Origin of the sequence: Lutibacter sp. B1 (genome assembly GCF_012524075.1) — a bacterium.
In the GTDB taxonomy this organism is placed as follows: Bacteria; Bacteroidota; Bacteroidia; order Flavobacteriales; family Flavobacteriaceae; genus Lutibacter.
In genome coordinates this window covers 31,183-54,182 of the sequence record NZ_JAAZUI010000012.1, presented here as the reverse complement: position 1 = coordinate 54,182, position 23,000 = coordinate 31,183, and the positions used below count along the sequence as shown (strand labels likewise).

General features: G+C 29.7%; 22 protein-coding genes. 5 read left to right on the top strand and 17 right to left on the bottom strand.

Going from position 1 to position 23,000, the window contains the following annotated elements:
• Window positions 1-117: 117 nt before the first annotated feature.
• Complete coding sequence (locus HGB55_RS08540; RefSeq protein ID WP_168816477.1) at window positions 118-1,125, top strand: 3-oxoacyl-ACP synthase III family protein; 1,008 nt, start codon at window positions 118-120, stop codon at window positions 1,123-1,125.
• A gap of 69 nt (window positions 1,126-1,194) precedes the next feature.
• On the opposite strand, the gene HGB55_RS08535 is transcribed toward HGB55_RS08540, so the two are convergent.
• Both HGB55_RS08535 and HGB55_RS08530 read right to left on the bottom strand, forming a co-directional pair.
• Window positions 1,195-2,160 carry a hypothetical protein gene (locus HGB55_RS08535; RefSeq protein WP_168816476.1) on the bottom strand — a complete coding sequence of 322 codons (966 nt, stop codon included), beginning with the start codon at window positions 2,158-2,160 and terminating at the stop codon, window positions 1,195-1,197.
• A complete protein-coding gene (locus HGB55_RS08530) occupies window positions 2,157-3,116 on the bottom strand; it encodes a hypothetical protein (protein WP_168816475.1) in 960 nt (319 codons plus the stop codon). Before HGB55_RS08530 ends, HGB55_RS08535 begins: the two co-directional genes overlap by 4 nt.
• Window positions 3,117-3,557: 441 nt before the next feature.
• On the opposite strand from HGB55_RS08530, the gene ligA reads away from it, so the two are divergent.
• Window positions 3,558-5,561 (top strand): NAD-dependent DNA ligase LigA, encoded by a 2,004-nt coding sequence (gene ligA, locus HGB55_RS08525; RefSeq protein WP_168816474.1) that lies wholly within the window; start codon window positions 3,558-3,560, stop codon window positions 5,559-5,561.
• Here ligA and HGB55_RS08520 read toward each other — a convergent pair.
• From HGB55_RS08520 to HGB55_RS08465, 12 genes are all read right to left on the bottom strand, one after another.
• Window positions 5,554-6,210 carry a Crp/Fnr family transcriptional regulator gene (locus HGB55_RS08520; protein WP_168816473.1) on the bottom strand — a complete coding sequence of 219 codons (657 nt, stop codon included), beginning with the start codon at window positions 6,208-6,210 and terminating at the stop codon, window positions 5,554-5,556. The two genes, ligA and HGB55_RS08520, sit on opposite strands and share 8 nt — an antisense overlap.
• 26 nt (window positions 6,211-6,236) lie before the next feature.
• Window positions 6,237-6,890 carry a Crp/Fnr family transcriptional regulator gene (locus tag HGB55_RS08515; protein ID WP_168816472.1) on the bottom strand — a complete coding sequence of 218 codons (654 nt, stop codon included), beginning with the start codon at window positions 6,888-6,890 and terminating at the stop codon, window positions 6,237-6,239.
• A gap of 116 nt (window positions 6,891-7,006) precedes the next feature.
• Window positions 7,007-8,065, bottom strand: a complete 1,059-nt coding sequence (locus tag HGB55_RS08510) for a porin (protein WP_168816471.1) — start codon at window positions 8,063-8,065, stop codon at window positions 7,007-7,009.
• Window positions 8,066-8,203: 138 nt separating this feature from the next.
• On the bottom strand, window positions 8,204-9,199 hold the full coding sequence (locus HGB55_RS08505; RefSeq protein WP_168816470.1) for a rhodanese-like domain-containing protein: 996 nt from the start codon (window positions 9,197-9,199) through the stop codon (window positions 8,204-8,206).
• 46 nt (window positions 9,200-9,245) lie between these two features.
• Window positions 9,246-10,235 carry a rhodanese-like domain-containing protein gene (locus HGB55_RS08500; RefSeq protein WP_168816469.1) on the bottom strand — a complete coding sequence of 330 codons (990 nt, stop codon included), beginning with the start codon at window positions 10,233-10,235 and terminating at the stop codon, window positions 9,246-9,248.
• A 342-nt stretch (window positions 10,236-10,577) separates the two neighbouring features.
• Window positions 10,578-11,195: a rhodanese-like domain-containing protein gene (locus HGB55_RS08495; protein ID WP_168816468.1), complete on the bottom strand. Its 618-nt coding sequence runs from the start codon at window positions 11,193-11,195 to the stop codon at window positions 10,578-10,580.
• Between the two features lie 26 nt (window positions 11,196-11,221).
• Window positions 11,222-11,884 (bottom strand): rhodanese-like domain-containing protein, encoded by a 663-nt coding sequence (locus HGB55_RS08490; protein WP_168816467.1) that lies wholly within the window; start codon window positions 11,882-11,884, stop codon window positions 11,222-11,224.
• A 16-nt stretch (window positions 11,885-11,900) separates the two neighbouring features.
• Complete coding sequence (locus HGB55_RS08485; protein ID WP_168816466.1) at window positions 11,901-12,491, bottom strand: YeeE/YedE thiosulfate transporter family protein; 591 nt, start codon at window positions 12,489-12,491, stop codon at window positions 11,901-11,903.
• Between the two features lie 18 nt (window positions 12,492-12,509).
• Window positions 12,510-13,037 (bottom strand): YeeE/YedE thiosulfate transporter family protein, encoded by a 528-nt coding sequence (locus tag HGB55_RS08480; protein WP_168816465.1) that lies wholly within the window; start codon window positions 13,035-13,037, stop codon window positions 12,510-12,512.
• Window positions 13,038-13,050: 13 nt separating this feature from the next.
• A complete protein-coding gene (gene nrfD / locus HGB55_RS08475) occupies window positions 13,051-13,992 on the bottom strand; it encodes an NrfD/PsrC family molybdoenzyme membrane anchor subunit (RefSeq protein ID WP_168816464.1) in 942 nt (313 codons plus the stop codon).
• Between the two features lie 11 nt (window positions 13,993-14,003).
• Window positions 14,004-14,537, bottom strand: a complete 534-nt coding sequence (locus tag HGB55_RS08470) for a 4Fe-4S dicluster domain-containing protein (protein WP_168816463.1) — start codon at window positions 14,535-14,537, stop codon at window positions 14,004-14,006.
• A complete protein-coding gene (locus HGB55_RS08465) occupies window positions 14,534-16,777 on the bottom strand; it encodes a molybdopterin-dependent oxidoreductase (RefSeq protein ID WP_168816462.1) in 2,244 nt (747 codons plus the stop codon). The genes HGB55_RS08470 and HGB55_RS08465 overlap by 4 nt, the downstream gene beginning before the upstream one ends.
• Before the next feature lie 239 nt (window positions 16,778-17,016).
• Between HGB55_RS08465 and HGB55_RS08460 the strand changes: the two genes are divergently transcribed.
• Both HGB55_RS08460 and HGB55_RS08455 read left to right on the top strand, forming a co-directional pair.
• Window positions 17,017-18,912 (top strand): hypothetical protein, encoded by a 1,896-nt coding sequence (locus HGB55_RS08460; RefSeq protein WP_168816461.1) that lies wholly within the window; start codon window positions 17,017-17,019, stop codon window positions 18,910-18,912.
• 6 nt (window positions 18,913-18,918) lie between these two features.
• A complete protein-coding gene (locus HGB55_RS08455; RefSeq protein WP_168816460.1) occupies window positions 18,919-19,587 on the top strand; it encodes a lysoplasmalogenase in 669 nt (222 codons plus the stop codon).
• A gap of 81 nt (window positions 19,588-19,668) precedes the next feature.
• On the opposite strand, the gene HGB55_RS08450 is transcribed toward HGB55_RS08455, so the two are convergent.
• Genes HGB55_RS08450 through HGB55_RS08440 form a run of 3 tightly spaced genes read right to left on the bottom strand, consistent with a single transcriptional unit; the run spans window position 19,669 to window position 22,398 of the window.
• On the bottom strand, window positions 19,669-20,709 hold the full coding sequence (locus tag HGB55_RS08450; RefSeq protein ID WP_168816459.1) for a GMP reductase: 1,041 nt from the start codon (window positions 20,707-20,709) through the stop codon (window positions 19,669-19,671).
• 17 nt (window positions 20,710-20,726) lie between these two features.
• Window positions 20,727-21,641: a bifunctional UDP-sugar hydrolase/5'-nucleotidase gene (locus HGB55_RS08445; RefSeq protein ID WP_168816458.1), complete on the bottom strand. Its 915-nt coding sequence runs from the start codon at window positions 21,639-21,641 to the stop codon at window positions 20,727-20,729.
• A gap of 4 nt (window positions 21,642-21,645) precedes the next feature.
• Window positions 21,646-22,398, bottom strand: coding sequence for a 5'-nucleotidase C-terminal domain-containing protein (locus tag HGB55_RS08440; RefSeq protein WP_168816457.1), 753 nt, complete (start codon window positions 22,396-22,398; stop codon window positions 21,646-21,648).
• 52 nt (window positions 22,399-22,450) lie between these two features.
• Here HGB55_RS08440 and HGB55_RS08435 point away from each other — a divergent pair, with 52 nt between their 5' ends.
• Window positions 22,451-22,975, top strand: coding sequence for a hypothetical protein (locus HGB55_RS08435; protein WP_168816456.1), 525 nt, complete (start codon window positions 22,451-22,453; stop codon window positions 22,973-22,975).
• The last annotated feature ends 25 nt before the right edge of the window (window positions 22,976-23,000 follow it).

The window sequence follows — 23,000 nt, the reverse complement described above, 5'->3', positions numbered from 1 at the left end:
CATATTCGTAAAAAAGAAGTTTTATCTTTATTGAAAATTGATATATTAATAATTTAAATGTTGTGGAAATATGAAGTTTTTAGTATGTTTGATTTTTTATAACAAATATTAAAATTTATGTACAATTCGAAGATTACAGGTCTTGGTTATTACGTTCCGGACAATATTGTGACAAATGAAGATTTGACCAAATTTATGGAAACTAGTGATGAGTGGATTCAAGAAAGAACAGGTATTAAAGAAAGAAGATGGATTACAGAGGGAAGTGAAGATACCTCAGCAGTTATGGGAGCTAAGGCTGCTCGTATTGCAATTGAGAGATCGGGGCTTACAAAAGACGATATAGATTTTATTGTTTTTGCAACATTGAGTCCGGATTATTATTTTCCAGGTTGTGGAGTTCAAGTACAAGAAATGCTTGATATGAAAACTATTGGTGCGCTTGATGTTAGAAACCAATGTTCAGGTTTTATTTATGGGCTTTCTGTAGCTGATCAATTTATAAAAACCGGAATGTATAAAAATGTGTTGGTTATTGGTTCAGAATTTCACTCTGGTGGTTTAGATAAGACAACAAGAGGTAGAGGTGTTTCGGTAATTTTTGGCGATGGTGCAGGAGCGGTTGTTTTAAGTAGAACTGAAGACAATACAAAAGGTATTTTATCATCTCATTTGCATTCTGAAGGTAAACATGCTGAAGAATTAACCGTATTGGCTCCAAGTATTAGACATTGGGTACCTGAAATTTTGGAAGCTAATGATGAAAATGACGAGTCGTATTTCCCATATATGAATGGTACATTTGTATTTAAAAATGCAGTTGTTCGTTTTTCAGAAGTAATTATGGAAGGCTTGCAAAGTAATGGTTTAAAGGATACGGATATTGATATGTTTATTCCACACCAAGCTAATTTACGTATTTCACAATTTGTTCAAAAGAAATTTAGATTGTCTGACGATCAAATTTTTAATAACATTATGAAGTATGGAAATACAACAGCTGCTTCTATAGCTATAGCACTTACAGAAGCTTGGGAACAAGGTAAAATAAAAGATAATGACCTTGTAGTTTTAGCTGCATTTGGTAGTGGATTTACGTGGGGAAGTGTTATTATGCGTTGGTAAAAATTACACTCTCGTTTTTACAAAAATCAATTTAGAATAGTATAAAAAAACACCTTTTTAGGTGTTTTTTTATTTAATTATACATACAGAATTAATATTGCCATCATAATCATATTCTTTTACTGAATTTTTAGGGTCTACAATCCAATTCCCATCAACAATAAATTTATAATGATGTTTTCCACCACTAAGCTTGATACTATATTCCCACCCGCTTTTTGTTTTAAGCATTGAGTAATTATTTTCATCCCAATTGTTAAATGACCCTGAGAGGATAACTTTTTTTGCATTTAAATGATTGTCGAGTTTAAATGTTATCAATTTATTTATATTAATTAATGAATTAAAACCATTAAATTCGTTACGTTTTTTTAGCGGATTATCTGGATCTTCCATCCAATTACCATCTACTATAAATTTATACTCATATTCACCCGGTTTTAATAGCAATGTTAATTCCCAGCCTTCTTCGGTTTTATTCATTTTAAATAATTCTTCATTCCATCTGTTGAATGTGCCGGAAAGTATCACTTTTTTAGCGTTTTTATACCCTTTGAGTTTAAAATGAGCATTTCCATTTTTGTCAGGATAGTTTGTTAAAAAATGTAGATTATAAGTATTTAGATAAAATCCATCTTTTGTAGCTCTGGTTATATTTATATCATCTTTAGAAGGTTCAGCCCAGTAATAATTATTTATTACAAATTTGAACTCCCATGAAAACTCATCGGTAAAATCGCTAAGTTTTTTTCTTAGTTCGTAAGTGTTGTTATTAACTTTGGCCATTCTCCATTTGTTTTTAGACCAATTGTTGAATTTACCTGAAACTACTACGTTGTCTATTTTTAAATCATCAAAATCTTGTTTGTTACCAAAGCCATCAGATGTAATTTTTTTATAATCACTTTTATTAAAAGTAAATACAATTTCATCACCTTCAATTCTGTAGCCTTTATGTGTTTCGTTTTGGGCGAAAGCATATAAGCTTATAAAAAGAAATAAGAAATTGATACTATGTACTATTATTTTTTTCACTGTCTAATACGAGGATAATCTATAAAATAAAGTTTTTCTTTTTGATAATTAATTATGGTTCTTTTATATTTAAAAAATTCATAACCTAAAACACCATCAAGTGATGTTCCATATACTTCATACATTTTACTAAGGTTTGTTAAAACAGTTTTCATAGGTCCAAAATATATGGTTTCGCTCAGTTTTAAGTTAAACAAATTCCCTGCCATAACTTCTATTTTTTTATTGCTAGCACCTACTAAATTAATTCGTTTTTTTGGAAAAAATTGTTTTAGCACTTTTTTATTCACGCTTTTGTTTATCTGATTAAACTCAGCAGCAGTATCTAATCCAAGTTTAACTTTTTGATTATTAACAACTCCATTAATTACAATAGTATGTTTTTTCAATTTAAAATCGATACTATCTACAATTTTCTCCAGATAAACTTTAGAATCTAATTTGTTACCCTGTTTATCGGTTTTAGTTAAAGTAATTTGATTTAAATGAAGATCAATAAAAACCTCATACTCTTTTAAGATACTGTACCCAATTATTCCTAATAAATTCATCTTTTTGGTTTTCTCTATATGAGATAAATCTATTATGTCAGAATTTTGATCTTTTAAACTAAAGTTTTGTAATTTAAATTCACTAAGTTTTTTTTCAAGCGGATCGTCAATAATCCGGATTACTCCTGAAGTTTTATTGTTTTTTTTATTTAAAGTATACTGTAATGGAAAATGCACTTTATTAAGTACTAGATTTTGAGAGCCTGTATCTATTATAAAATTTCCTTTTTTATTTAACACTTCGGCTTCAACAACAATTAAATGATCTATGAGTTTAAAAGGTATTCTTGCTGTATATTTGTTTAAAATTTCTGCCTTTGGAAAAACTATATTATTAATGTTGTCTGCAAAACCATTTGCATAACACATACAAAAAATGAATATAGTTAAAGTAATTCTTGGCATAATTTTAATGAAATATCAGTTAGTAAATGCTACTTAAAATTAGTTTTATTATATTTTAAATTAAAACAAAAAGCCTCTAAATGCAAGTTAAGAGGCTTTTTTAAAGGGTACTATTAACTAATTCAAATAATTATAATATCCTTTTAATATTGTTATAGTTTTCATAATTGTCTTTATATAAAGACGCACTATTTGATGTATTGTTTCATGTATTATGTTAAAAATTAGTTAATTAAATTTCAGTAAATCTGTTTAATTGAAAATATGTGAGGTAAGCATATCTAAAATCAATTAAGATATTCCTACAGTTATATTCATCCGTAAAAAAAGATTAGTGCTAAAGTTGTATTGTTTTTTTGTTTGAAAACAAATTTGAAAGTAAGTATAAATTGATGAGAATTATAAAAAATATACTTATTTTTAGCGTTGAAATTAATAGGTATGCCAAGTAATATTGAACAAAAAATTGAACAATTAAGAGAGGAGTTAAGAGTGCATAATTATAATTATTATGTGTTAGATAATCCAACAATTTCAGATTACGAGTTTGATGTAAAACTTAAAGAATTAGAAATACTTGAAGAAGAAAATCCGCATTTGTTCGACCCTAATTCGCCAACACAAAGAGTAGGAGGACAAATAACCAAAAATTTTGAAACGGTTGTTCATAAAAATAGGATGTACTCTTTAGATAATTCATATTCAAAAGAAGATTTATTAGATTGGGAAAAGCGCATTCAAAAACTTTTAGGAACTGATGATATAAATTATACCTGTGAATTAAAATACGATGGAGCTTCTATTAATTTAACGTATGAAGATTCTAAATTAGTGAGGGCAGTAACTAGAGGAGATGGTTTTCAAGGAGATGATGTAACTACCAATATAAAAACTATAAAATCTGTTCCATTAATTTTAAATGAAAAAAATATTGATAGTTTTGAAATTAGAGGTGAGATAATTTTACCTCTTGATGGATTTAAAAAAATGAATGAAGAGCGTATTGAAGCTGGAGAAGACCCTTATAGTAATCCAAGAAACACAGCGAGTGGAAGTTTAAAACTACAAGATAGTGCAGAAGTAGCAAGAAGACCGTTAGATTGTTTATTGTATCATGTAGTTTCTGATAAAAATATAAAACCAACACATTTTGAAACTTTAGAATATGCCAGAAAATTAGGATTTAAAATACCTAAAGCCATTGAAGTTTGTAATTCAATTGAAGAGGTTTTTGATTTTATTGAAAAATGGAATACAAAACGTTTTGAATTACCTTATGAGACTGATGGAATTGTAGTTAAAGTAAATTCTTTAGAACAACAAGATGAATTAGGATATACAGCAAAATCTCCTCGTTGGGCAATTGCTTACAAGTTTAAAGCAGCACAGGGAAGTACAGTTTTAAACGAAATAACATACCAGGTTGGAAGAACAGGAGCAATTACGCCGGTAGCAAATTTAGAGCCTGTACAATTGGCAGGAACTATTGTTAAAAGGGCATCATTACATAATGCTGATCAAATTGAAAAATTGGATATTAGAGTAGGTGATACTGTTTTTGTTGAAAAAGGTGGTGAAATCATACCTAAAATTGTTGGGGTAGATCTAAGTAAAAGACCTTTAAATTCGATTCCGACTGAATATATAACTCGTTGTCCGGATTGTGATACTTTATTGGTTAGAAATGAAGGAGATGCTAAACATTATTGCCCTAATGAATATGGTTGTCCAACTCAAATTACAGGTCGAATTCAGCATTATATTAGTAGAAAAGCAATGGATATTGATGGGTTAGGAGCCGAAACCATTGAGTTGTTATTTAAAGAAGGATTAATTCATAATTATGCAGACTTATATGAATTAAAGGAAGATCAAATTATACCATTAGAAAGAATGGCAGAAAAATCGGCTCAAAATATTGTTTTAGGCATTCAAAAATCAAAAGAAATTCCTTTTGAAAAAGTTTTGTTTGCTTTAGGAATCAGGTATGTTGGTGAAACGGTTGCAAAAAAACTGGCTAAACATTTTAAATCTATTGATAATTTATTGAATGCAACTTTTGAACAATTGATATCAGTTGATGAAATTGGAGATAAAATAGCTGAAAGTGTCATCAATTTTTCTAATAATTTAGTAAATATTCAACTTATTGAAAGGTTAAAATCTTATGGAGTTCAATTGGAGATTTCAGAAAAAGATTTACAACATTTAACAAACATTTTACAAGGTAAAACGTTTGTAGTTTCTGGAGTTTTTACTGAATTTAGCAGAAATGATTTAAAAAAATCTATTGAAGATAATGGAGGTAAAGTTGCAAGTTCAATATCTAAAAAAACTGATTATTTAGTTGCAGGAGATAAAATGGGACCAAGTAAAAGAACTAAAGCAGAAAGCTTAGGAGTACCAATTATTTCAGAAATTGAGTATTTAAAAATGATTAGTTAAATACTTTTACAATTAGTTTATTGCGCAGCAATTCAATTTTTCCTTCGTGTTCAAATTGTTTTAGCAATCTTGAAATTACAACTCTTGAAGTATTAAGATCATCAGCTATTTTTTGATGTGTAATATTTAATTCATGAGATTCCATTACTTTAACGGTTTCAGTTAAATATTTTTGTAATCGTTCATCAAGTTTGGTAAAAGCTAAGCCATCAATGGAGTCAACCATTTCATATAATCTTTCATGATAACTGTTTAAAATAAAATAACTCCAAGTATCAAATAGTTTAAACCATTTTAATACATTTTCAAAAGGAATAAGTATTATTTCTGAGTCTTTTTCAGCTATACATTTAAAAATACTGTCTTTTTTATTGATACAGTTCATTATTGAGATTGCACAAGTATCTCCTTCTCCTAAAAAATAAAGAGCAATTTCATCGCCATGATCATTTTCGCGTATAATTTTTATAACTCCATTTAAAATTAATGGAATGTGCGTCATTTGATCGCCAATGTTTATTAGTGAATCTCCTGTTTTTATTGTTTTGAATACACCAATGTTTATAATTTCTTTAATAAGTTTCTTTTCAAATATTGTAGAAAAGTAGCTGTTTAATTTTTCTTGTATTAATGTTTGGTTTGCTGTCATTGGTATAGTAATAAGTTAAAATAGTGTTAGATACTATCAATAATAATTTTATTTCTTCTAATTTTAATTTTCCCCTCGTTTTCCAGTTGTTTAAGTAAACGAGAAACAACAACTCTCGAAGTATTTATATCATCGGCAATTTCTTGATGTGTAATAACCAATGTATTATCTTTCATAATCTGTACTTTATCGGTTAAATATTTAAGCAACCTGTTATCTAACTTCATAAAGGCCAAACAATCTATAGACTCAACCATTTCAATTAAACGAATGTGATAACTGTCAATAATAAAATGTCGCCAAGATTCATAATTTTTAAGCCATTCATCAACTTTTTCTACCGGTACAAAAACACCTTCTGTATCTTTTTCAACAACGCCTCTAAACATGCTTTTACTTCTGTTAATACAATTGATAAAAGATATTGCACAAGTATCACCTTTTTCTAAAAAGTATAAAGCAATTTCATCACCATTTTTATCTTCTCTAATAATTTTAACAGCGCCTTCTAAAATTAAAGGAACATGTGTCATATTATCTCCAATATCAATTAAAATTCCACCGGCAGGAATTGTTTTGTATTTAGCAATACTTACAATTTCATCAATAAGTTCTTTTTCAAAAATTTCAGAATAATAATCATTCAATTTTTCCCTTATAATTTCTTTATCGCCAGTCATATCTTATTTATTTAATTGTAAAAAACGGTGTTTTACAAAAATACAAAAAAAGACATTAAAAAAACTCTTGGTACCTACCAAGAGTTTTTTTATTAATAAATTTAATTATTTATTGCTTAGAATTTAACTTGCATTTGCATTAATAGGGCATTGTCATAACTTCCTCCTTCAATATTGTCTTGATAGTTTATTTGTAATCTTGTAGATTTATTAAAGAAATAATTTATACCGATGGTCATCATTTCTTGATAACCTAATTTTTTAATATCGGTATCAGCATCAAAATATTCGTATTTAAATACAGGTTGAAATTTTTCATTTACATCATACGAAGCCATTACATAAGCACCTTGTCTTTTTTCTCCAAGTTCTACAGGAGTAGATCCACAACCACCACCGGCAGCTCTGTTGTAATCACCTTCATCATGAATATATTCACTTTGTACTTTTAAACCTTTATAAGTTACTACTACATCTCCACCAAATGTTGTTCGGTCATCATCTTGATTGTTAGGGTATCCATATCTAAAACTACCACCAACTTCAACAAAATCAAAGAATTTATAAGTTAATCTACCAATAAAATCTTTTTTCTCATTATTATCTTTTGTGCCTAAACCTCTACCATTCATTAAAGCCAATGAGTAGCTGAATTTTTTAGAAGGGTCTTTACCTAATAACATTAAACCATAATCTCTTTGAGGTGCTACTAATTGATCAGCAACAATTGATCTGTTTATTGTTGTTAAACCGTGACATGCAGTTGTAACTTCAAGTCCGAAAGGTTGTTTAAAAGAACCTAATGATGCTTTTAACCAATCATATTTATCATAAGTTATAAATGCATCCATTAGATAAACATCACCGTCAGAAGAAATAAAATCGCTTGTTTCTACCATAACATAGTATGAAAAATCTTCGCTTACTCTACCTCTAATACCAAATCTGGCTCTTTTGAAATTAAATGTGTTTTCATCTTCAATATCACCCGAGTAGTAGTTGTACTGAGGTTGAAAATATCCAAAAACTGTTACTGTAGGATATGTAACCTCATCACTATCAGCTTTTTTTGTCTTTTTTGTAGGAGGAGGTGTATCTTCACATCCTTGAGCAAAAGTTGCGTTAATTTGAAAAACGAATATTAACGTAAAAAGGATAATTAATTTTGTTCTCATTTTTTTTATTTTATAAAAAGCCCTAAAAAATTTGTATTACTTATTGGTATAAAAAACATCATTAAATATTTAAGTATTTAGCATTTGATGTAATTTTTTAGGGCTTTAAGATTATTACTTATTTTATAGATATAGATTTTAGTTAACTACTAACGGTAAATTTTTTGGATTACTATCGCCTCCCCATTGGTTAGATGCCCAAGCAGAATTTGAATTGTATAAACCATTTACACCAAAAGTTAAGCTATAAGCATCATAGCCTAATACTCTTAAACAAGCTGTTACTACTGCTGAAGTTTGACCTGTATAGCAATAAGTTACTACTTTAGCCGAAGGATCTAAATTTTTATAACTATTGTCAGCTAATGTTAATGGGTTAATTCTGTAAGATCCGTCTATATGGCCAAATGAAGCATAATCAGTAGCAGAAAAATAATTATTGATATAATAACTGGTTGGCGAATTTAGTACATCAGTACCTTTTACGGTTTTAAAACCTTCTGCAACAACATCTTCTATTCTGTTGTTTACAATTGTAGCTCCACTAGTTGATAAACTACTAATTGAAGGATCACTAAATACTTGTTTTGAAGGTTCTGCTCCATAAGTCCAATTTGCATGGCCATCAGCTTCATTTCCAATATTATTATTCCATGAGCCTGCGGTAGTTTCATTCCATCCAGACATACCCCATTTTAAAGCTTGTGTATCTGTATAACCATACATGCGCATTAAAGCTGTTGCATAACAAGCAGTTTGTCCGGTATAACAAACAACTAAAACGGGTTTACTTCCTGCTGCAGCACCTTCATCTAAAATATTACCAAAGGCCACATTTTTTGCACCTTGAATATGTCCTTTTTCATAATCTGAAGCACTTCTAATGTCAATTATATAATATTTGTCTAAAAATGTTTGTAAATCTGCTTCAGCAGGTGCACCGGCAACAAACATTGCGCCATCAGTATTTTTAACGATTTTATCTATATCTAAATTATTATTAATTAGATAATCTTTCATTAACGTAAAGGAGGGAGCTACATCTACTCCAATATCATCACCTTCATCACATGATGTTAAGAAAAGCGTTGGAACTAATAATAATCCTATTAGTAATAATGATATTTTTTTCATGATTTTATTTTGTTTAGGTTTGTTTAATTATGACTTTGAGGTCTTTTTATTCTATTACTGGGTAATTTTTAATTTCATCGGTAGAGAAACCATCCCAACCTTTTTCAGTTAAAACTGAATTCATATAACTGTTTGATCCGTAAGCTAAGTTTGAAACGTTGTAGCCTAACACGTTTAAATAAGCAACAACATAAGCTGCAGATTGTCCTGTTGTACAATTAACTACAATATTTTTATCAGCTGGTAAAGTGTATAAATCTGTTGTAGGTGCTAAAGATGAACTTGGTTCATATCTAACAGCACCTTTAATATGTCCAAAGTTGTATTTTTCTTCATCTACATAGTTAACAATATAAAAATCTGAAGGACTTTGAAATACACTATCAGCTTTAACTATAAATTCTTTATAAGGTTTTTCAAAAGCTAATTTTACACGTTCTTTTAAAATGTCTTTAGCTTCAGTTTTACCGGTTTCTAACACTGGAAATGCTCCTTTTTCAGGTAAAGGATTGGCAGTTGTTTCAAGGTCATTTACATAGTCGCTTTTTGAGTTTTTAATCCAAATATTTTCTGCAAGTTCTTCATTCCAAGAGCTCATTCCCCATTTTAAATTATATACATTATCATAACCATATAATCTTAGAAGACTTGTATAATATGCTGCAGATTGACCTGAGTAACATACTATGGTAATTTTTTCAAATTTTGAAGGATCAATTTCTGTTTCAAAATAGTTAAGTATTTCAGAACCTTCAATATTTACAGCATTTTGGATATGAGCATATTCAAACCAGCTTTCACTTCTTATATCTAATACTAAATATTTTTTATTTTTAAGATTCTTTTTAATTTCTTCTGGTTGAATTATTGCCGGTGCAGAAGTGCTGTTAATGAAGTTTCCGTTTTCCTCTAAATATTGAACTAAAAGTTCAAATTCTGAAGAAGGTTCGTTTGTTTGTTTTTCTGTGTTTTTAAAACTACTAAATATTGTAGCAGCTATAAAAAGTAATACTAAATATGATGTTAATTTTTTCATTTTGTTAAATTATTAATAGTAAATAAATAATGTTGTTTTCACTATTAAAGTTAGTCACGGATAAATGCTGTTTTTATGACATTTATCATGTAAAAACCAATATATATTTGTTCTTTTTAGTAACTTTTGTTACACATGTAAGTATCAGAAAAACAGATAGTTAAGGTAGATATAAAGATGTTTTTATCTTAAATATTTTTGATGTTTAATGAAACAGAAACATGAGTTTAGATTTACGGGAGTGGTTTCGTGGAATTTTTAGCAATTTTTAGATGTAAATTTTGTTAATTTCATAAAAAAAAGCTGTTTTAAATTTAAAACAGCTTTTTAAAATAATTAAAACTAACAACCGCCTTCAACAGGCATTTTCTTTTTCTTTTTAACAGGAACTATTTTTTTTGGAGTACTTACTACCTTAGGTTGTGGTTTAGGTTGTACTTCAGCTTTTTTTATAGATTCCTGAATAAAAGCATTGATATCTGCAACAGATTTTTCAATTTCTATATTTTTTGTAACAAGTTTATTTTGTTGGTAACTATTCTCTACAGTTAGAATTTTGAGATTGTCAAAGCCCAATTGATAAAGAAGCATATAAGGCGGAATAGCCTCATTTGGATTTTTACCGTATAATAACACTGTTTTGTTATCTTTTTTTAACTCATTAAAAATTTTCAAATTCTCATCTTCTAAAATTTCAGAAGCATCAATATTAATTGCATTTTCCAAATGACCTCTATCAAACTCAAATTTGTTTCTAACATCAATTAAAATATAATCAGGATTATTAATGTTATTTAAAGAGATTAAATAATCGGGATTTGTAATTTTTTCTATGGTAGTTGCAGCATTTACATTGTAAACAATTTTTGGTCTTTTAAAAGTTAACAGACCAATTAATACCACCAATATTGAAATTACTGCTGCAATCGATAACCTTTTGGTTTTTTCTAATTCTTTCATAAATGTTATTTTATAATAGTTGAAAATTAACAACCACCCTCAACAGGCATTTTCTTTTTCTTTTTAACAGGAACTATTTTTTTAGGTGCTGTTTTTATTGGGGCTTTAACCTCTTTTTTTGCTTGTTCCGGATATGCTACACCAAAATACATACTTGCAGCTTTTCTTGCAGAAAACAATTCAAAATCTTGAGCCGGCATATTTTCATTAGGAAAAGGCGGGTTTATAATTGTATTATACCACTCGTTTAATCCTCCTTTTAAAACATGAAGGTTTTTATATTTTAAACGATTGCAAAGTATCCATGCTTGATCTGCATAAAAATTATCATTAGAAAAAAGAACAACATCAAATTGATCTTGATTTAAGTACATAACTAAATCTTCATCAAATAATTGTTTAAGAGGTATATTAACTGCGTTTGGTAAAGTGTATTTGTTAAAACTTTCTTCATCTCTAACATCAACAAATATATAAGAAGGATCTTGATTTATGATGATATCGGCTAATTGGTCTGTTGAAATATATCTTTCCGGACTAGTTGATTTATTTAATAATTCTTGTGGTGCTATTCCCTTTTGTTTTTCATATTTAGGTAATAATACTAAACCACCGGCAAGAATTAAAAATATAGCTGCTATAATTGGATATCTAAAAGATAAAACTTTTACTAAATTTCTATTAATCATTTATTTATAGTTTTAATTAATAAAATACTTTTTTTATTTTTTTTCCAACAAAATCTGCAACTACAAAAGCAATTATTGCGATTATTGCGAAAATAAATATAAGCCAATATGGCGATACACCCAAAGAATCTACGAGTGTTATATTTCCTAAGAAAGAGCCTGTGTATAATTCATCAAAAAGAGGGTAAAATTCAGAAAAAATAAATACACCTATCATGATACCTAACACATATATTATTGCGTCAATTTTACCAATTGCTACTGCACATAAACTTGTGCCGGGACAAAAACCTCCGGCCACAAATCCTACTCCCATAATAACACCACCAATTATTGCACCCCATAAATATGTTGGATGAACGTATAGCTGAGCTACGTCTAAAAATCCTAAATAATCCATATAATAAATACCGATTAATGCTACAATACCTGCTGTAAAAAATACTTTTAATACCGCAAAATCATAGCCGTAAAATACACCTGCAAGCTTTCTGGAAGAAGAAAATCCTGAAGATTCAAGTATAAACCCAAAGGCTATACCTATTAAAATTGCAATTATGCTATCCCATTCTATTGGAATTATACCGTTTGGAATTAAAGGTCCCATATATGTTGTTTTAATTAATTAAATCCAGTTTTTTCTAAAAAAATATGCTGCTAAATAAGCTGTTCCAAATATAGCTAACATAGTTATTATACCTCCTGTTGAAAGAACAGCTAAGCCACTTAAAGCGGCACCACTAGTACAACCACGAGCAATTTGAGCTCCTAGTCCAAACAAAATACCACCAATTAAAGCGAAAATAAGTCTTCTTTTTGATGTTATTTTTGGTGAATGTTGAACTCTCCAACCTATTCTGCCTGATAATCCTCCAGATATAAATGCACCAAGTAATACACCTATTACTTCAAAAATTAACCAAGTATCAAGAGGCGATTTATCTTCACTAATAAATTTGCTGTAATATTCATTATTTTCGGCATGTGTAGGTGCTACGGTATCTACAACTGCAACAACAGTACTTTTCATGGCTCCACTTGCTCCTAAACCTCTACCAGTCATATAAAAAGTGAATATGATGACTAAACCGAATAGAAATCCTCCAAAATATGGATTCCAATATGTGTGTTTATTTTGATTTTCTAAATTCATGATTTATGTTGTTTTAATAAAGGTAACGAGTTATTTGTCCGGCTTCTACCATAACAAATCTAAATACCAATCCTCCAATTAATATAAGAATAGCAGGTATTGCCACAGGAATTTTATAACCTATTATTTCAGTTAATTCTAAAATTGCAGGTATTAATAAACCAAGTAGTACTACAAAGCCAAAAAACATTAGAGTAAATTCGCCACCTACCAATAATTCCATAGCTTCCAATTGAACTTGTGAGCCTGCATACATTCCCATAATCATGTGTACAATAAGGCCTAATTCTATAATTATCAATACTAAATCTATTTTACTGAATAAGTGTTTTTCTTTAGCATTTTTAGTTAATAAAATAATAGTTGCTGCTCCTGTTGATAGTCCTGATGTTAAAAATAAAGGCCCTAAAATAGCATTGTTCCATAATGGTCTTGCGTTAAAGGCAGATAATAAAATACCTGTATAAATTCCTAATACTATTGATAAAGGAACTAAAGCCATTGCTATATATTTTCTATTTTTACTTAAAAAACGCTCTAAATTCTTTAAAAAATCATATTTCAAAGGCCATTTTGTAAATACTTCAGAATAATAACTAAATACCCATAAAAAGGATAATGGTGTAATTATAAGTAAAACCCAAGCTCCCCAAGACATTGGAGATTCTAATCTTATAGTTGTGTACAGTCTCCAAAAATAAAATTTATGAGTTAGGTCATAAAATAAAGCCAACAATCCTAAAGTTAAAGCTATTGGAGATACTAATGATGCATATTTTACTGTAGTAGGATAATCTTTTTCTTTATTTAATAAAGTTACTAATCCTGCAAAAAATAATAGTCCTGCTGCTAAACCTCCTAAAAATAAATATACTGAAATGGGCCAATGCCAAATATTTAGTGATGGGTCAATATTTGGAATATTACGTCCGCTTGTAAATAATTCTTCTTGCATAATTTAAATTTTTAAATTAAATAAAAAACATGAGGATTAGTTCCTGCTTCAGGAGCTAATGTTTTATGTTTTCTGTTTTTTAATAATTGTGAAACTTCACTGTTAGGATTATCTAAATCTCCAAAATACATACATTTTGTTGGACAAACTGAAACACAAGCAGGTAGTTGTCCTTTTTCTAATCTATGATGACAGAATGTACATTTATCTACATATCCATCAGGATGTTGGAAACGTGCATCGTAAGGACAAGATTCTATACATGCACCACAACCAATACATTCATCAGCTGTTACTAAAACGATACCTCCATCAATTATATGGCTTGCACCCGTAGGGCAACATCTAACACAAGGAGCATTTTCACAATGATTACAACGTTCAGATTTTAATTCTAATTCGATATTTGGATATGCACCATTTACGGTTTCTGTAATCCAATCTCTACAATACCCAATTGGGACATCGTTTTCTGTTTGACAAGCAACTACACAATCGCTACATCCAACACATTTTAAAGTGTCAATTACCATTGCATATCTCATATCTCAATATTTTTATGTGGGTTTTCAGTTAAAATTGTTACAAAATTTCCTCTCATACCAGTACCTCCCATAATAGGATCAATTGCTACTTTTGAAATTAATTGAGTATCGTTAATACCTTTTCCATAAGCTCGGCTCAATTTTTTATTATCGTGTCCAAAACCATGAACCATATATACAGAATCCCAACGAACTCTTTCTGTAATTCTCACTTTTATTGAAAAAGTTGAAGTAACATCATCTTGATTTCTTAACCATACTGCTTGACCTGTTTTTAAACCAAGTATTCGTGCTACTTTTGGATTTACCCATAGATTATTTTCACTTTTCAAATCATTTAAATTAGGGTTATTAGCTGTTCTACTAAAAGTATGCATAGGAGCTCTACCATAATTTAATCTGTAAAAACCTTGAGGTGGTTCCGGATGTTTAGTATAATTAGGCATTGGATCAAAGCCTAAGTTTTTTAATTCATGTGAATATAATTCGATTTTACCACTTGCAGTAGGGAATGTATAAGTTTCATTTTCATTTAAATAAAGTGGTCCGGATGTACGAGGAAAATTTTTAACGCCAATTTTTTCCATTTCTTCTAAAGAAGTTCCCATTTTTTTCAATTGCCAATCTATCACTTCTTTAAAATCATCATAATTAAAGTATTCACCTAAACCTAAACGTTCTCCAATTTGTTTAGAAATCCACCAAACTGGTTTTGAATCGTATTTTGGTTCAACTGCAGGAACTCTAACAGCTATGGAAGGCTCTCTGTTTGTTGCAGATCGAATACCATCGTAACGTTCTAAATAAGTACATTCAGGTAAAACAACATCAGCATAACCGGTAACGTCCATTGGCATAGTGTCAATTACTACCAAAAACTCTAAAGCATCAATTGCTTCTTCCAATAATTTTTTATTAGGAATAGACTTAGTAATATTTGTACCGGCAATCATCATTGCTTTTACAGGATATTCATTATTTTCACTTGGTAATGCCGCTTGTAAAACTTCAGTTGTAATTCCCATTTGAGCTAAAGGATATTTAGCTCCAATTTCTTTCCAACCCCATTTTGGTTCCGGGAATTCAGGATGTGGGTATTTAGGAACTTTTATACTTTCTTTAAAGTAGAAACCTCCTCTACGTCCCCAAGAACCTAATAAAGCATTTAAAATTGCCATTGCTCTAGCTCTTTGAGAATCATCACCATACCAAACAACATGTCGTCCGGGATGTATAATTACAGAAGGTGCTGCATGTGCCATTGCTCTTGCAGTTTCTCTAATTTCTTCAGGTTTAATTCCGGTTATTCCGTATGCCCATTCAGGAGTATATTGACTTACATGATTTTTTAATTCATCAAAACCGGTAGCGTATTTTTTAATATATTCTTTATCATAAATGTCTTCTTCAATTAAAACATTCATCCAAGAAAGCATTAATGCAATATCAGTAGCCGGTTTTATTGGTAACCAAAATTTAGATTTACTGGCTGCAGTTGAAAATCTTGGATCTACAGTAATAATAGTAGCTCCATTATCAATAGCGTCAGACATTTCCTGAACTTGTGAATTATGCATGTTTTCACCTATATGCGAACCAATAAGCACCAAACATTTGGTGTCTCTTATATCAGTTGGTTCTGGTGAACCTACCCATGATCCAAAAGTTAAAGCAAAACCAGTTTCACGTGGTCCTCTACATTGCGCATAAGCCGGTTCGGCAATGGTGTCTGACCCATAAGCTTTAAATAAGTGTTCTAAGTGTGCTCCAGGTGCTCCGTGTTTAATAAGAGCAAATGATTCAGCACCATAGGTTTCTTTTATATTTTTAAATTTTGAGGCTATCAAATCTAGGGCTTCATCCCAACTAGCTTCTCTAAAAGTTTCTTCACCATTTACGGTGGTTCTAATTAAAGGTGTTTTTAGTCGGTCTTCATCATTATACATACCAACTCCGCCAGTACCTCTAGGGCATAAACGTCCGTAACAATGTGGATCATCATCATTACCTATAATTTTTTTAATTGCTCCCTCTTCATCTGTATAGGTCCAAGCAGCACACTTCCAAAAACAAACTTCGCAATAGGTAGGGGTTCTCTTGAATTTTTTAGCAATATTTTCTTTAACCAACTCGTCTAAATATGAATTTGCGCCAAACATATTTAGTGCAGTTGTAGAAGCTGCTACACCACCTAAACCTAAAGCAGAAATTTTTATAAATTTTCTTCTTGAAGTAGTCATAAGTTTATTAATTTATTTCTGACGTAAAGGTATTTACTCGTTAAAGTTTAGATTATGATAAATGTCATAAATACCAATATCGTAAGGTAACATTGGTTACACTTAATAATCATTTTAAATAAAAAAAATCACTATATAATTGTTTTAATTTTCTGTTTATATCCTAAAAATATTTTTTTGTAGTTGGTATAATTGTAAATACTTTTTTAAAATGTTGTAAATTTGTTTGAAACATTTTTATGAAAATAAAAGATTCTAGATTGTGGCTTTTTTTAGTGATTGGTTTAATAATCATTACTTTGTTTTTTTTAAAGAATAAAAATTCTTTTGATACCAGTTTTATTACAGATGATGAATATACCAAAGTTGAAAGTGGTGATAAAGAATCTTGTTTGGTATGTCATCAAAATACAAAAGGGTTTTCTAAATATCATAATCCCGAGTTAATTGGTTGTGCAAGCTGTCATTTAGGGCAAACCAATACGTTAGATATGGAAGAATCTCATAAGGGAATGGTTCTAATTCCGGGAAATTTATCTGATGCTAAAGAAACTTGTGGGAAGTGTCATCCAAATGAGCTTCACAAAATAGAAAATTCTTTAATGACAACTAATAGTGGTATTGTAGCAGTTGATAAATATATTTTTGGAGAAGCTGATTCTCCCAATTATCATTATCATATTAAAGATATTCAATACTCTGCTTCCGATAAACATTTACGAGATTTATGTGCTAACTGCCATTTAGGCGCAGAAAAAAAAGAATTTGGAGCTATTAATCAGTTAAGTAGAGGAGGAGGTTGCAATGCTTGTCATTTAAATTATTCGGAAAATTCTAAAAACGATTTAGCTGAATATCTAAAATCGGATAAAAAAACACTTCCGAAATTTCATCCTTCAACAGATGTATTTGTAACTAACGAGCATTGTTTTGGTTGTCATAGCCGATCGAGTAGAATTTCAACTAATTATGAGGGTTGGCAAGAAACACTTTTAGATGAAGGTGAAATTAACACTATAGAAGGGTATAGAGTTTTAGAAGATAAAAGAGTGTATAAGTATATTGAGGAAGATGTACATCATACCAAAGGTTTGTTGTGTATTGATTGCCATTCATCTCATGAAGTTATGGGTGATGGAAAACAATATGCCCATGAAGAACAAGTGGTTAAATTGCAATGTTCAGACTGTCATTTTAAAAATAAACCAACTACAATTCCGTACGATTCTTTAGATATTGAAAGTTTATTGGTTTTTACACATAGAGAGTATAAGCATACGAATAAACCAATTATTGCTGTTGAAAAAGACGGACATCCATTGGTAAATACGTTTGTTGATTCATTAGGAAATGCGTTTTTAATAGGAAAGAAAGATGGTAAATTACACGAGTTAAAGCCTCAATCTGAAATTTGTTCACGTGATAACGCACATCAAAATGTGAGTTGTTCAACGTGTCATTCATCATGGACTTCACGTTGTATTGGTTGCCATAACGAGTTTGATAAAAACGAGCCTAGAGCTTTTGATTTATTGGATAAAAAATACGGAAAAGGGCAATGGAAAGAATTTGTGGCTGAGTTTTCATCATCGCTACCAGCAATGGGAGTTCGTGAAAATAATGAAGGAAAACATATTGAACCGGCAGTTCCCGGTATGATTTTGACTATTGATAAAGGAAGTTATCATGGTAAAGAAATAGGCGAAGATGTTTCTTTTCATAGATTGTATGCACCAAATTCGCCACATACTACCATAAAAAAAGTTAGAGATTGCAAATCGTGCCATTCAAATTCAGCAACTTTAGGTTATGGCAAAGGTGAATTAATTTATAGTATAGCAAATGGAGAAGGAAAATGGGAGTTTACCCCGGAATATGCAAACAATCCAAATGATAATTTACCGGAAGATGCTTGGGTACCATTTTTAATTGAAGTTGGTAAAGATGTAGTAAACTCTACCAGGACAGATTTTAGACCTTTTACTGTTAAAGAACAACAACAATTGCTTTTAGTTGGTGCTTGTTTACAATGCCATAAAGATGATTCTAAAGTAATGCAACAAAGTTTAATTGACGGAATTAATCCTTTGTTGAAAAAGTTAGATAAACAATGTATTTTACCAACTTGGGACTAATTAACTATGAGTAAAATTAAAATTGCAACTTTTTTATTTTTCTTATTTTCTGTTTTAGACGTAGCAGGAATTATTTTTAATAATCAAACGCTTATTCATTTTTCTAAACCATTTATACTGCTGTCTCTTATTGTTATGTATGTTTTAAAAGTAGATAAGAAATACAAGTTGTATATTTTAGCCTTACTACTATGTTTTTTAGGAGATGTTTTTTTAATGTACAAAGGTGAAATGTATTTTATAGTAGGTTTGGTTTCATTTTTACTGGCACATTTTCTTTTTATAAAAATTGTACTGAATCGCATTCAAAATTCAACACTTTTAAAAGTTATAATCTCTACAATTCCATTTTTATTATTTTTATTGACTCTGATTTTAACCTTAAAAAATTCACTTGGTGATATGCTGTTGCCTGTTATTGTTTATGGTTTAACAATTTCAATATTTGGAATGGTTTCTTTGTTAGATTATTTGAATACAACATCTGCAAAATCGCTTTTTATGTTTTTAGGAGCATTGGTTTTTATTATTTCTGATGCTACATTAGCAATTAATAAATTTTATCATTCAACACATTTATTTGAAGTTTTGGTAATGGTTACTTATATATTGGCTCAGTATTTAATTTTCCGTTCAATGATTTTGGAATCAAAGAGTTTGAAACACATAATTTAAATTAAAATATCATATTTGCTTATAACAAAAAAGCTTTCTTATTTTTTAAGAAAGCTTTTGAATATTATGATTATGGTAATTTTATTTTGAAAAAATTTCGTTATGCTGTTCCTGAACTCTAATAAAAGTAGTTCTTTTAGTTAGTTCTTTTAAACGTTTTGCACCAACATAAGTACATGTTGAGCGTAAACTGCCTAAAATATCTTGTATTGTATTTTCAACTTCACCACGATAAGGTATTTGTACAGTTTTACCTTCGGAAGCTCTGTAATCTGCAACACCACCTACATGCTTATTCATCGCTGTTTCAGAGCTCATACCATAAAATTGTTTATGTTTTTCGCCATTAATTTCAATAGTTTCACCTCCGCTTTCATTATGTCCGGCAAACATACCGCCTAACATAACAAAATCGGCACCACCACCAAATGCTTTGGCTATATCACCGGGGATTTTGCATCCTCCATCAGAAACAATTTGACCGCCTAAACCATGTGCTGCATCTGCACATTCAATAATTGCAGAAAGTTGAGGGTAACCAACACCTGTTTTAACACGTGTAGTACAAACAGATCCCGGACCAATACCAACTTTAACAATATCTGCTCCGGCTAATAATAATTCTTCAACCATTTCACCTGTAACTACGTTTCCTGCCATAATAATTTTATCAGGATATTGTTCTCGTGTTCTTTTTAAAAAGTTTACAAAGTGTTCGGAATAGCCGTTGGCAACATCAATACAAATAAATTTTAATTGTGGACTTTGATTAAAAATAGCGGTTAACTTTTCAGAATCAGTACTTCCGGTACCTGTACTCACAGCAATATAATCCATAAATTCTTCATTAACAGATTGCATAAAAGTTTTCCATTCTTGCAACGAGTAATGTTTATGAATTGCAGTAAATAGTTTGTGGTTTGCTAAAGCTTTTGCCATTTCAAAAGTTCCTACGGTATCCATATTAGCAGCCATAATAGGAACTCCGTTCCATTGGTATTTACTGTGTAAAAAAGTAAAATCTCTATCTAATGTTACTTCGGCTCTTGAGTTTAATGTTGATCTTTTTGGGCGGATCATAACATCTTTAAAGCCCAATTTTAAATCGGTTTCTATACGCATTTTCTATATCAGTTGTTTTAAACAATTATACTTTTTCCTTTACTTGCCTTATTGTAATCTTTATCAAAATAAAAATCAATTCTGCCTAAATTAATTCCGTAGCATCCAACTTGATTAACCAATACATTTTCTCCAACAATATTTTTTGTAACTGTTGGTTTTGGTAAAAATGTGTGTGTATGACCACCAATAATTAAATCGATATCTTTGGTTTTAGATGCTAAAGTTAAATCTCCAATTTTTTGATGTTCTTGTTTGTAATTGTAGCCTAAATGTGATAAACAAATTATTAAATCACAATCTTCATCAACTTTTAAAGTTTGGGTAATGTCTTGAGCAATTTCTATTGGATCCAAATATTTAGTTTCTTTATACATTTTAGGGTCAACTAAACCTTTAAGTTCAATTCCCAGTCCAAAAACACCTATTTTAATTCCTTCTTTTACAAAAACTTTATACGGTTTAACATGTGTGTCTAGTACTGTATTTTTAAAGTTGTAATTAGCTGATAAAAAATCGAATTTAGCATGTGGTAATTGAGCATAAAGGCCATCAATACTATTGTCAAAATCGTGATTACCAATGGTGGCAGCATCGTAATTTAGCATACTCATCAATTTAAATTCAAGTTCACCTCCATAAAAATTAAAATAAGGTGTACCTTGAAAAATATCACCGGCATCTAATAATAAGGTATTCGGATTTTCTTTTCGAATGCTTTCAACTAATGTAGCTCTACGAGCAACACCTCCTTGATTTGGGTAACGTGAGTCATTTATTGGAAAAGGTTCAATATGGCTATGTACATCGTTAGTATGTAAAATAGTGATATGTTTGGTGCTTTTTTCAGCAAAAGATTGTAATGAAAATCCGCCTAAAGTTAAAAAAGCAGTTACAGCTGTTGATTTTTGTATAAAATTTCTTCTTTTCATAATATTACTTTTCATTACGTAATCTGCCGTCTAATTTAACTTTAACAGTATCTGTTTCTTTAAAATAATCAATAATGGCATTTCGTACTTTATAGTCGAGCGTGTAAAGGTTTACAGGATTTTTAAAAAAATCCATACGGTCTCCACCATTTTGCAAATAATCAGAAGTTAACACAAAATAGGTTTTAGTATCATCAATAGTTTTACTGTTAATTTTTAGTGTATATCCATTTTTTTTAACAGCTAGATTTAGTTGTTTAGAAATTGGGTGAGCTCTTTTTGCAAGTATAAGATAATTAACAAGTTCTTTAATTTTTTCGGCAGTAAGTTCAACTACAACTAGCGTGTTTTCAAACGGCATTAAATTAAAAGCATTTTCTACGGTAATATTACCTTGTGAAATTCCGGATCGGATGCCACCGTAATTAAACATTGCAAAATCAATATTTTTACCGGTTCTTGAATTAAATACAGGATTTGCTCTTTGGTAGCACATATCGGCCAATAAATTTCCTAAAGAGCTTTCAAGTTCTCCATCTATTCTGTTTAATTCAATTGGTGTATAGCTTAAAACTGTACTCATTTCTTTTTCAACCTTTTCTTTATAAGGTTTTATATATTCTTCAATCTCATTTTTTGAATTAATATCTTCATTTACAGGAAGTTGTTTTCCTTCAATCTTAACAATATATGGAGGTTCATTTTTGCAGGCAACTAAAAGTATAATTGCGAAAAATGAAATTATAATTTTTTTCATTGTTGAAATACTAATGATTTTAATTAATTTTGTGACTCAAGGGTAAATATAGATGATTTTTACAGGATTTAAACGAAAAAGCAATCAAATTTTTTTTAACAAAAGGGTGGTTGAGGTACAAAACAATTCAAATAATATCAGTTCAGAAAAAGTAAAAAAAATACTTATTTTTTTAGATGATGATGGTTCTGAAAAAGATCAAATTAAAAGAGAGTTGTTAGCGTTGTTTCAGGTTTCAGAAAATGATTTAAGAATAGTTGTTTTTAGTAAATCGATTAGTAAAGATCAAGTAACTGAAGAAATAATAACACCTAAAGATTTTGGTTGGTACGGCAAAGTAAAATCAGAAAAACTGAAAAATATTTTAACAAATACATGCGATTTGTTAATTAATTATAGTAAAGTTGATAATATATATACCAACACATTATTATTGCAGTATAAAGCAGCTTTTAAAGTTGGATTTTCGCATTTAGATAATCGTTTGTACGATTTATTAATAAGCTGTAATTCAATAGATATAAGTTTGTTTAATAAAGAATTAAAAAAATATTTAAAGATTTTAGGTAAAATATAATGAAACCTCCAAAGGTTACATTTTA

Bases quoted from the DNA above. Each gene is read 5' to 3' on its own strand.
- HGB55_RS08470 (WP_168816463.1), bottom strand. From the start codon at position 14,537: ATGAGATATGCAATGGTAATTGACACTTTAAAATGTGTTGGATGTAGC.
- HGB55_RS08495 (WP_168816468.1), bottom strand. From the start codon at position 11,195: ATGAAAGAATTAGAAAAAACCAAAAGGTTATCGATTGCAGCAGTAATT.
- nrfD (WP_168816464.1), bottom strand. From the start codon at position 13,992: ATGCAAGAAGAATTATTTACAAGCGGACGTAATATTCCAAATATTGAC.
- HGB55_RS08530 (WP_168816475.1), bottom strand. From the start codon at position 3,116: ATGCCAAGAATTACTTTAACTATATTCATTTTTTGTATGTGTTATGCA.
- HGB55_RS08505 (WP_168816470.1), bottom strand. From the start codon at position 9,199: ATGAAAAAAATATCATTATTACTAATAGGATTATTATTAGTTCCAACG.
- HGB55_RS08515 (WP_168816472.1), bottom strand. From the start codon at position 6,890: ATGACTGGCGATAAAGAAATTATAAGGGAAAAATTGAATGATTATTAT.
- HGB55_RS08510 (WP_168816471.1), bottom strand. From the start codon at position 8,065: ATGAGAACAAAATTAATTATCCTTTTTACGTTAATATTCGTTTTTCAA.
- HGB55_RS08485 (WP_168816466.1), bottom strand. From the start codon at position 12,491: ATGGGACCTTTAATTCCAAACGGTATAATTCCAATAGAATGGGATAGC.
- HGB55_RS08450 (WP_168816459.1), bottom strand. From the start codon at position 20,709: ATGCGTATAGAAACCGATTTAAAATTGGGCTTTAAAGATGTTATGATC.
- HGB55_RS08445 (WP_168816458.1), bottom strand. From the start codon at position 21,641: ATGAAAAGAAGAAATTTTATACAAAAATCAACAGCTGTAACTGCTTTT.
- HGB55_RS08540 (WP_168816477.1), top strand. From the start codon at position 118: ATGTACAATTCGAAGATTACAGGTCTTGGTTATTACGTTCCGGACAAT.
- HGB55_RS08490 (WP_168816467.1), bottom strand. From the start codon at position 11,884: ATGATTAATAGAAATTTAGTAAAAGTTTTATCTTTTAGATATCCAATT.
- HGB55_RS08440 (WP_168816457.1), bottom strand. From the start codon at position 22,398: ATGAAAAAAATTATAATTTCATTTTTCGCAATTATACTTTTAGTTGCC.
- HGB55_RS08460 (WP_168816461.1), top strand. From the start codon at position 17,017: ATGAAAATAAAAGATTCTAGATTGTGGCTTTTTTTAGTGATTGGTTTA.
- HGB55_RS08455 (WP_168816460.1), top strand. From the start codon at position 18,919: ATGAGTAAAATTAAAATTGCAACTTTTTTATTTTTCTTATTTTCTGTT.
- HGB55_RS08465 (WP_168816462.1), bottom strand. From the start codon at position 16,777: ATGACTACTTCAAGAAGAAAATTTATAAAAATTTCTGCTTTAGGTTTA.
- HGB55_RS08500 (WP_168816469.1), bottom strand. From the start codon at position 10,235: ATGAAAAAATTAACATCATATTTAGTATTACTTTTTATAGCTGCTACA.
- ligA (WP_168816474.1), top strand. From the start codon at position 3,558: ATGCCAAGTAATATTGAACAAAAAATTGAACAATTAAGAGAGGAGTTA.
- HGB55_RS08435 (WP_168816456.1), top strand. From the start codon at position 22,451: ATGATTTTTACAGGATTTAAACGAAAAAGCAATCAAATTTTTTTTAAC.
- HGB55_RS08520 (WP_168816473.1), bottom strand. From the start codon at position 6,210: ATGACAGCAAACCAAACATTAATACAAGAAAAATTAAACAGCTACTTT.
- HGB55_RS08480 (WP_168816465.1), bottom strand. From the start codon at position 13,037: ATGAATTTAGAAAATCAAAATAAACACACATATTGGAATCCATATTTT.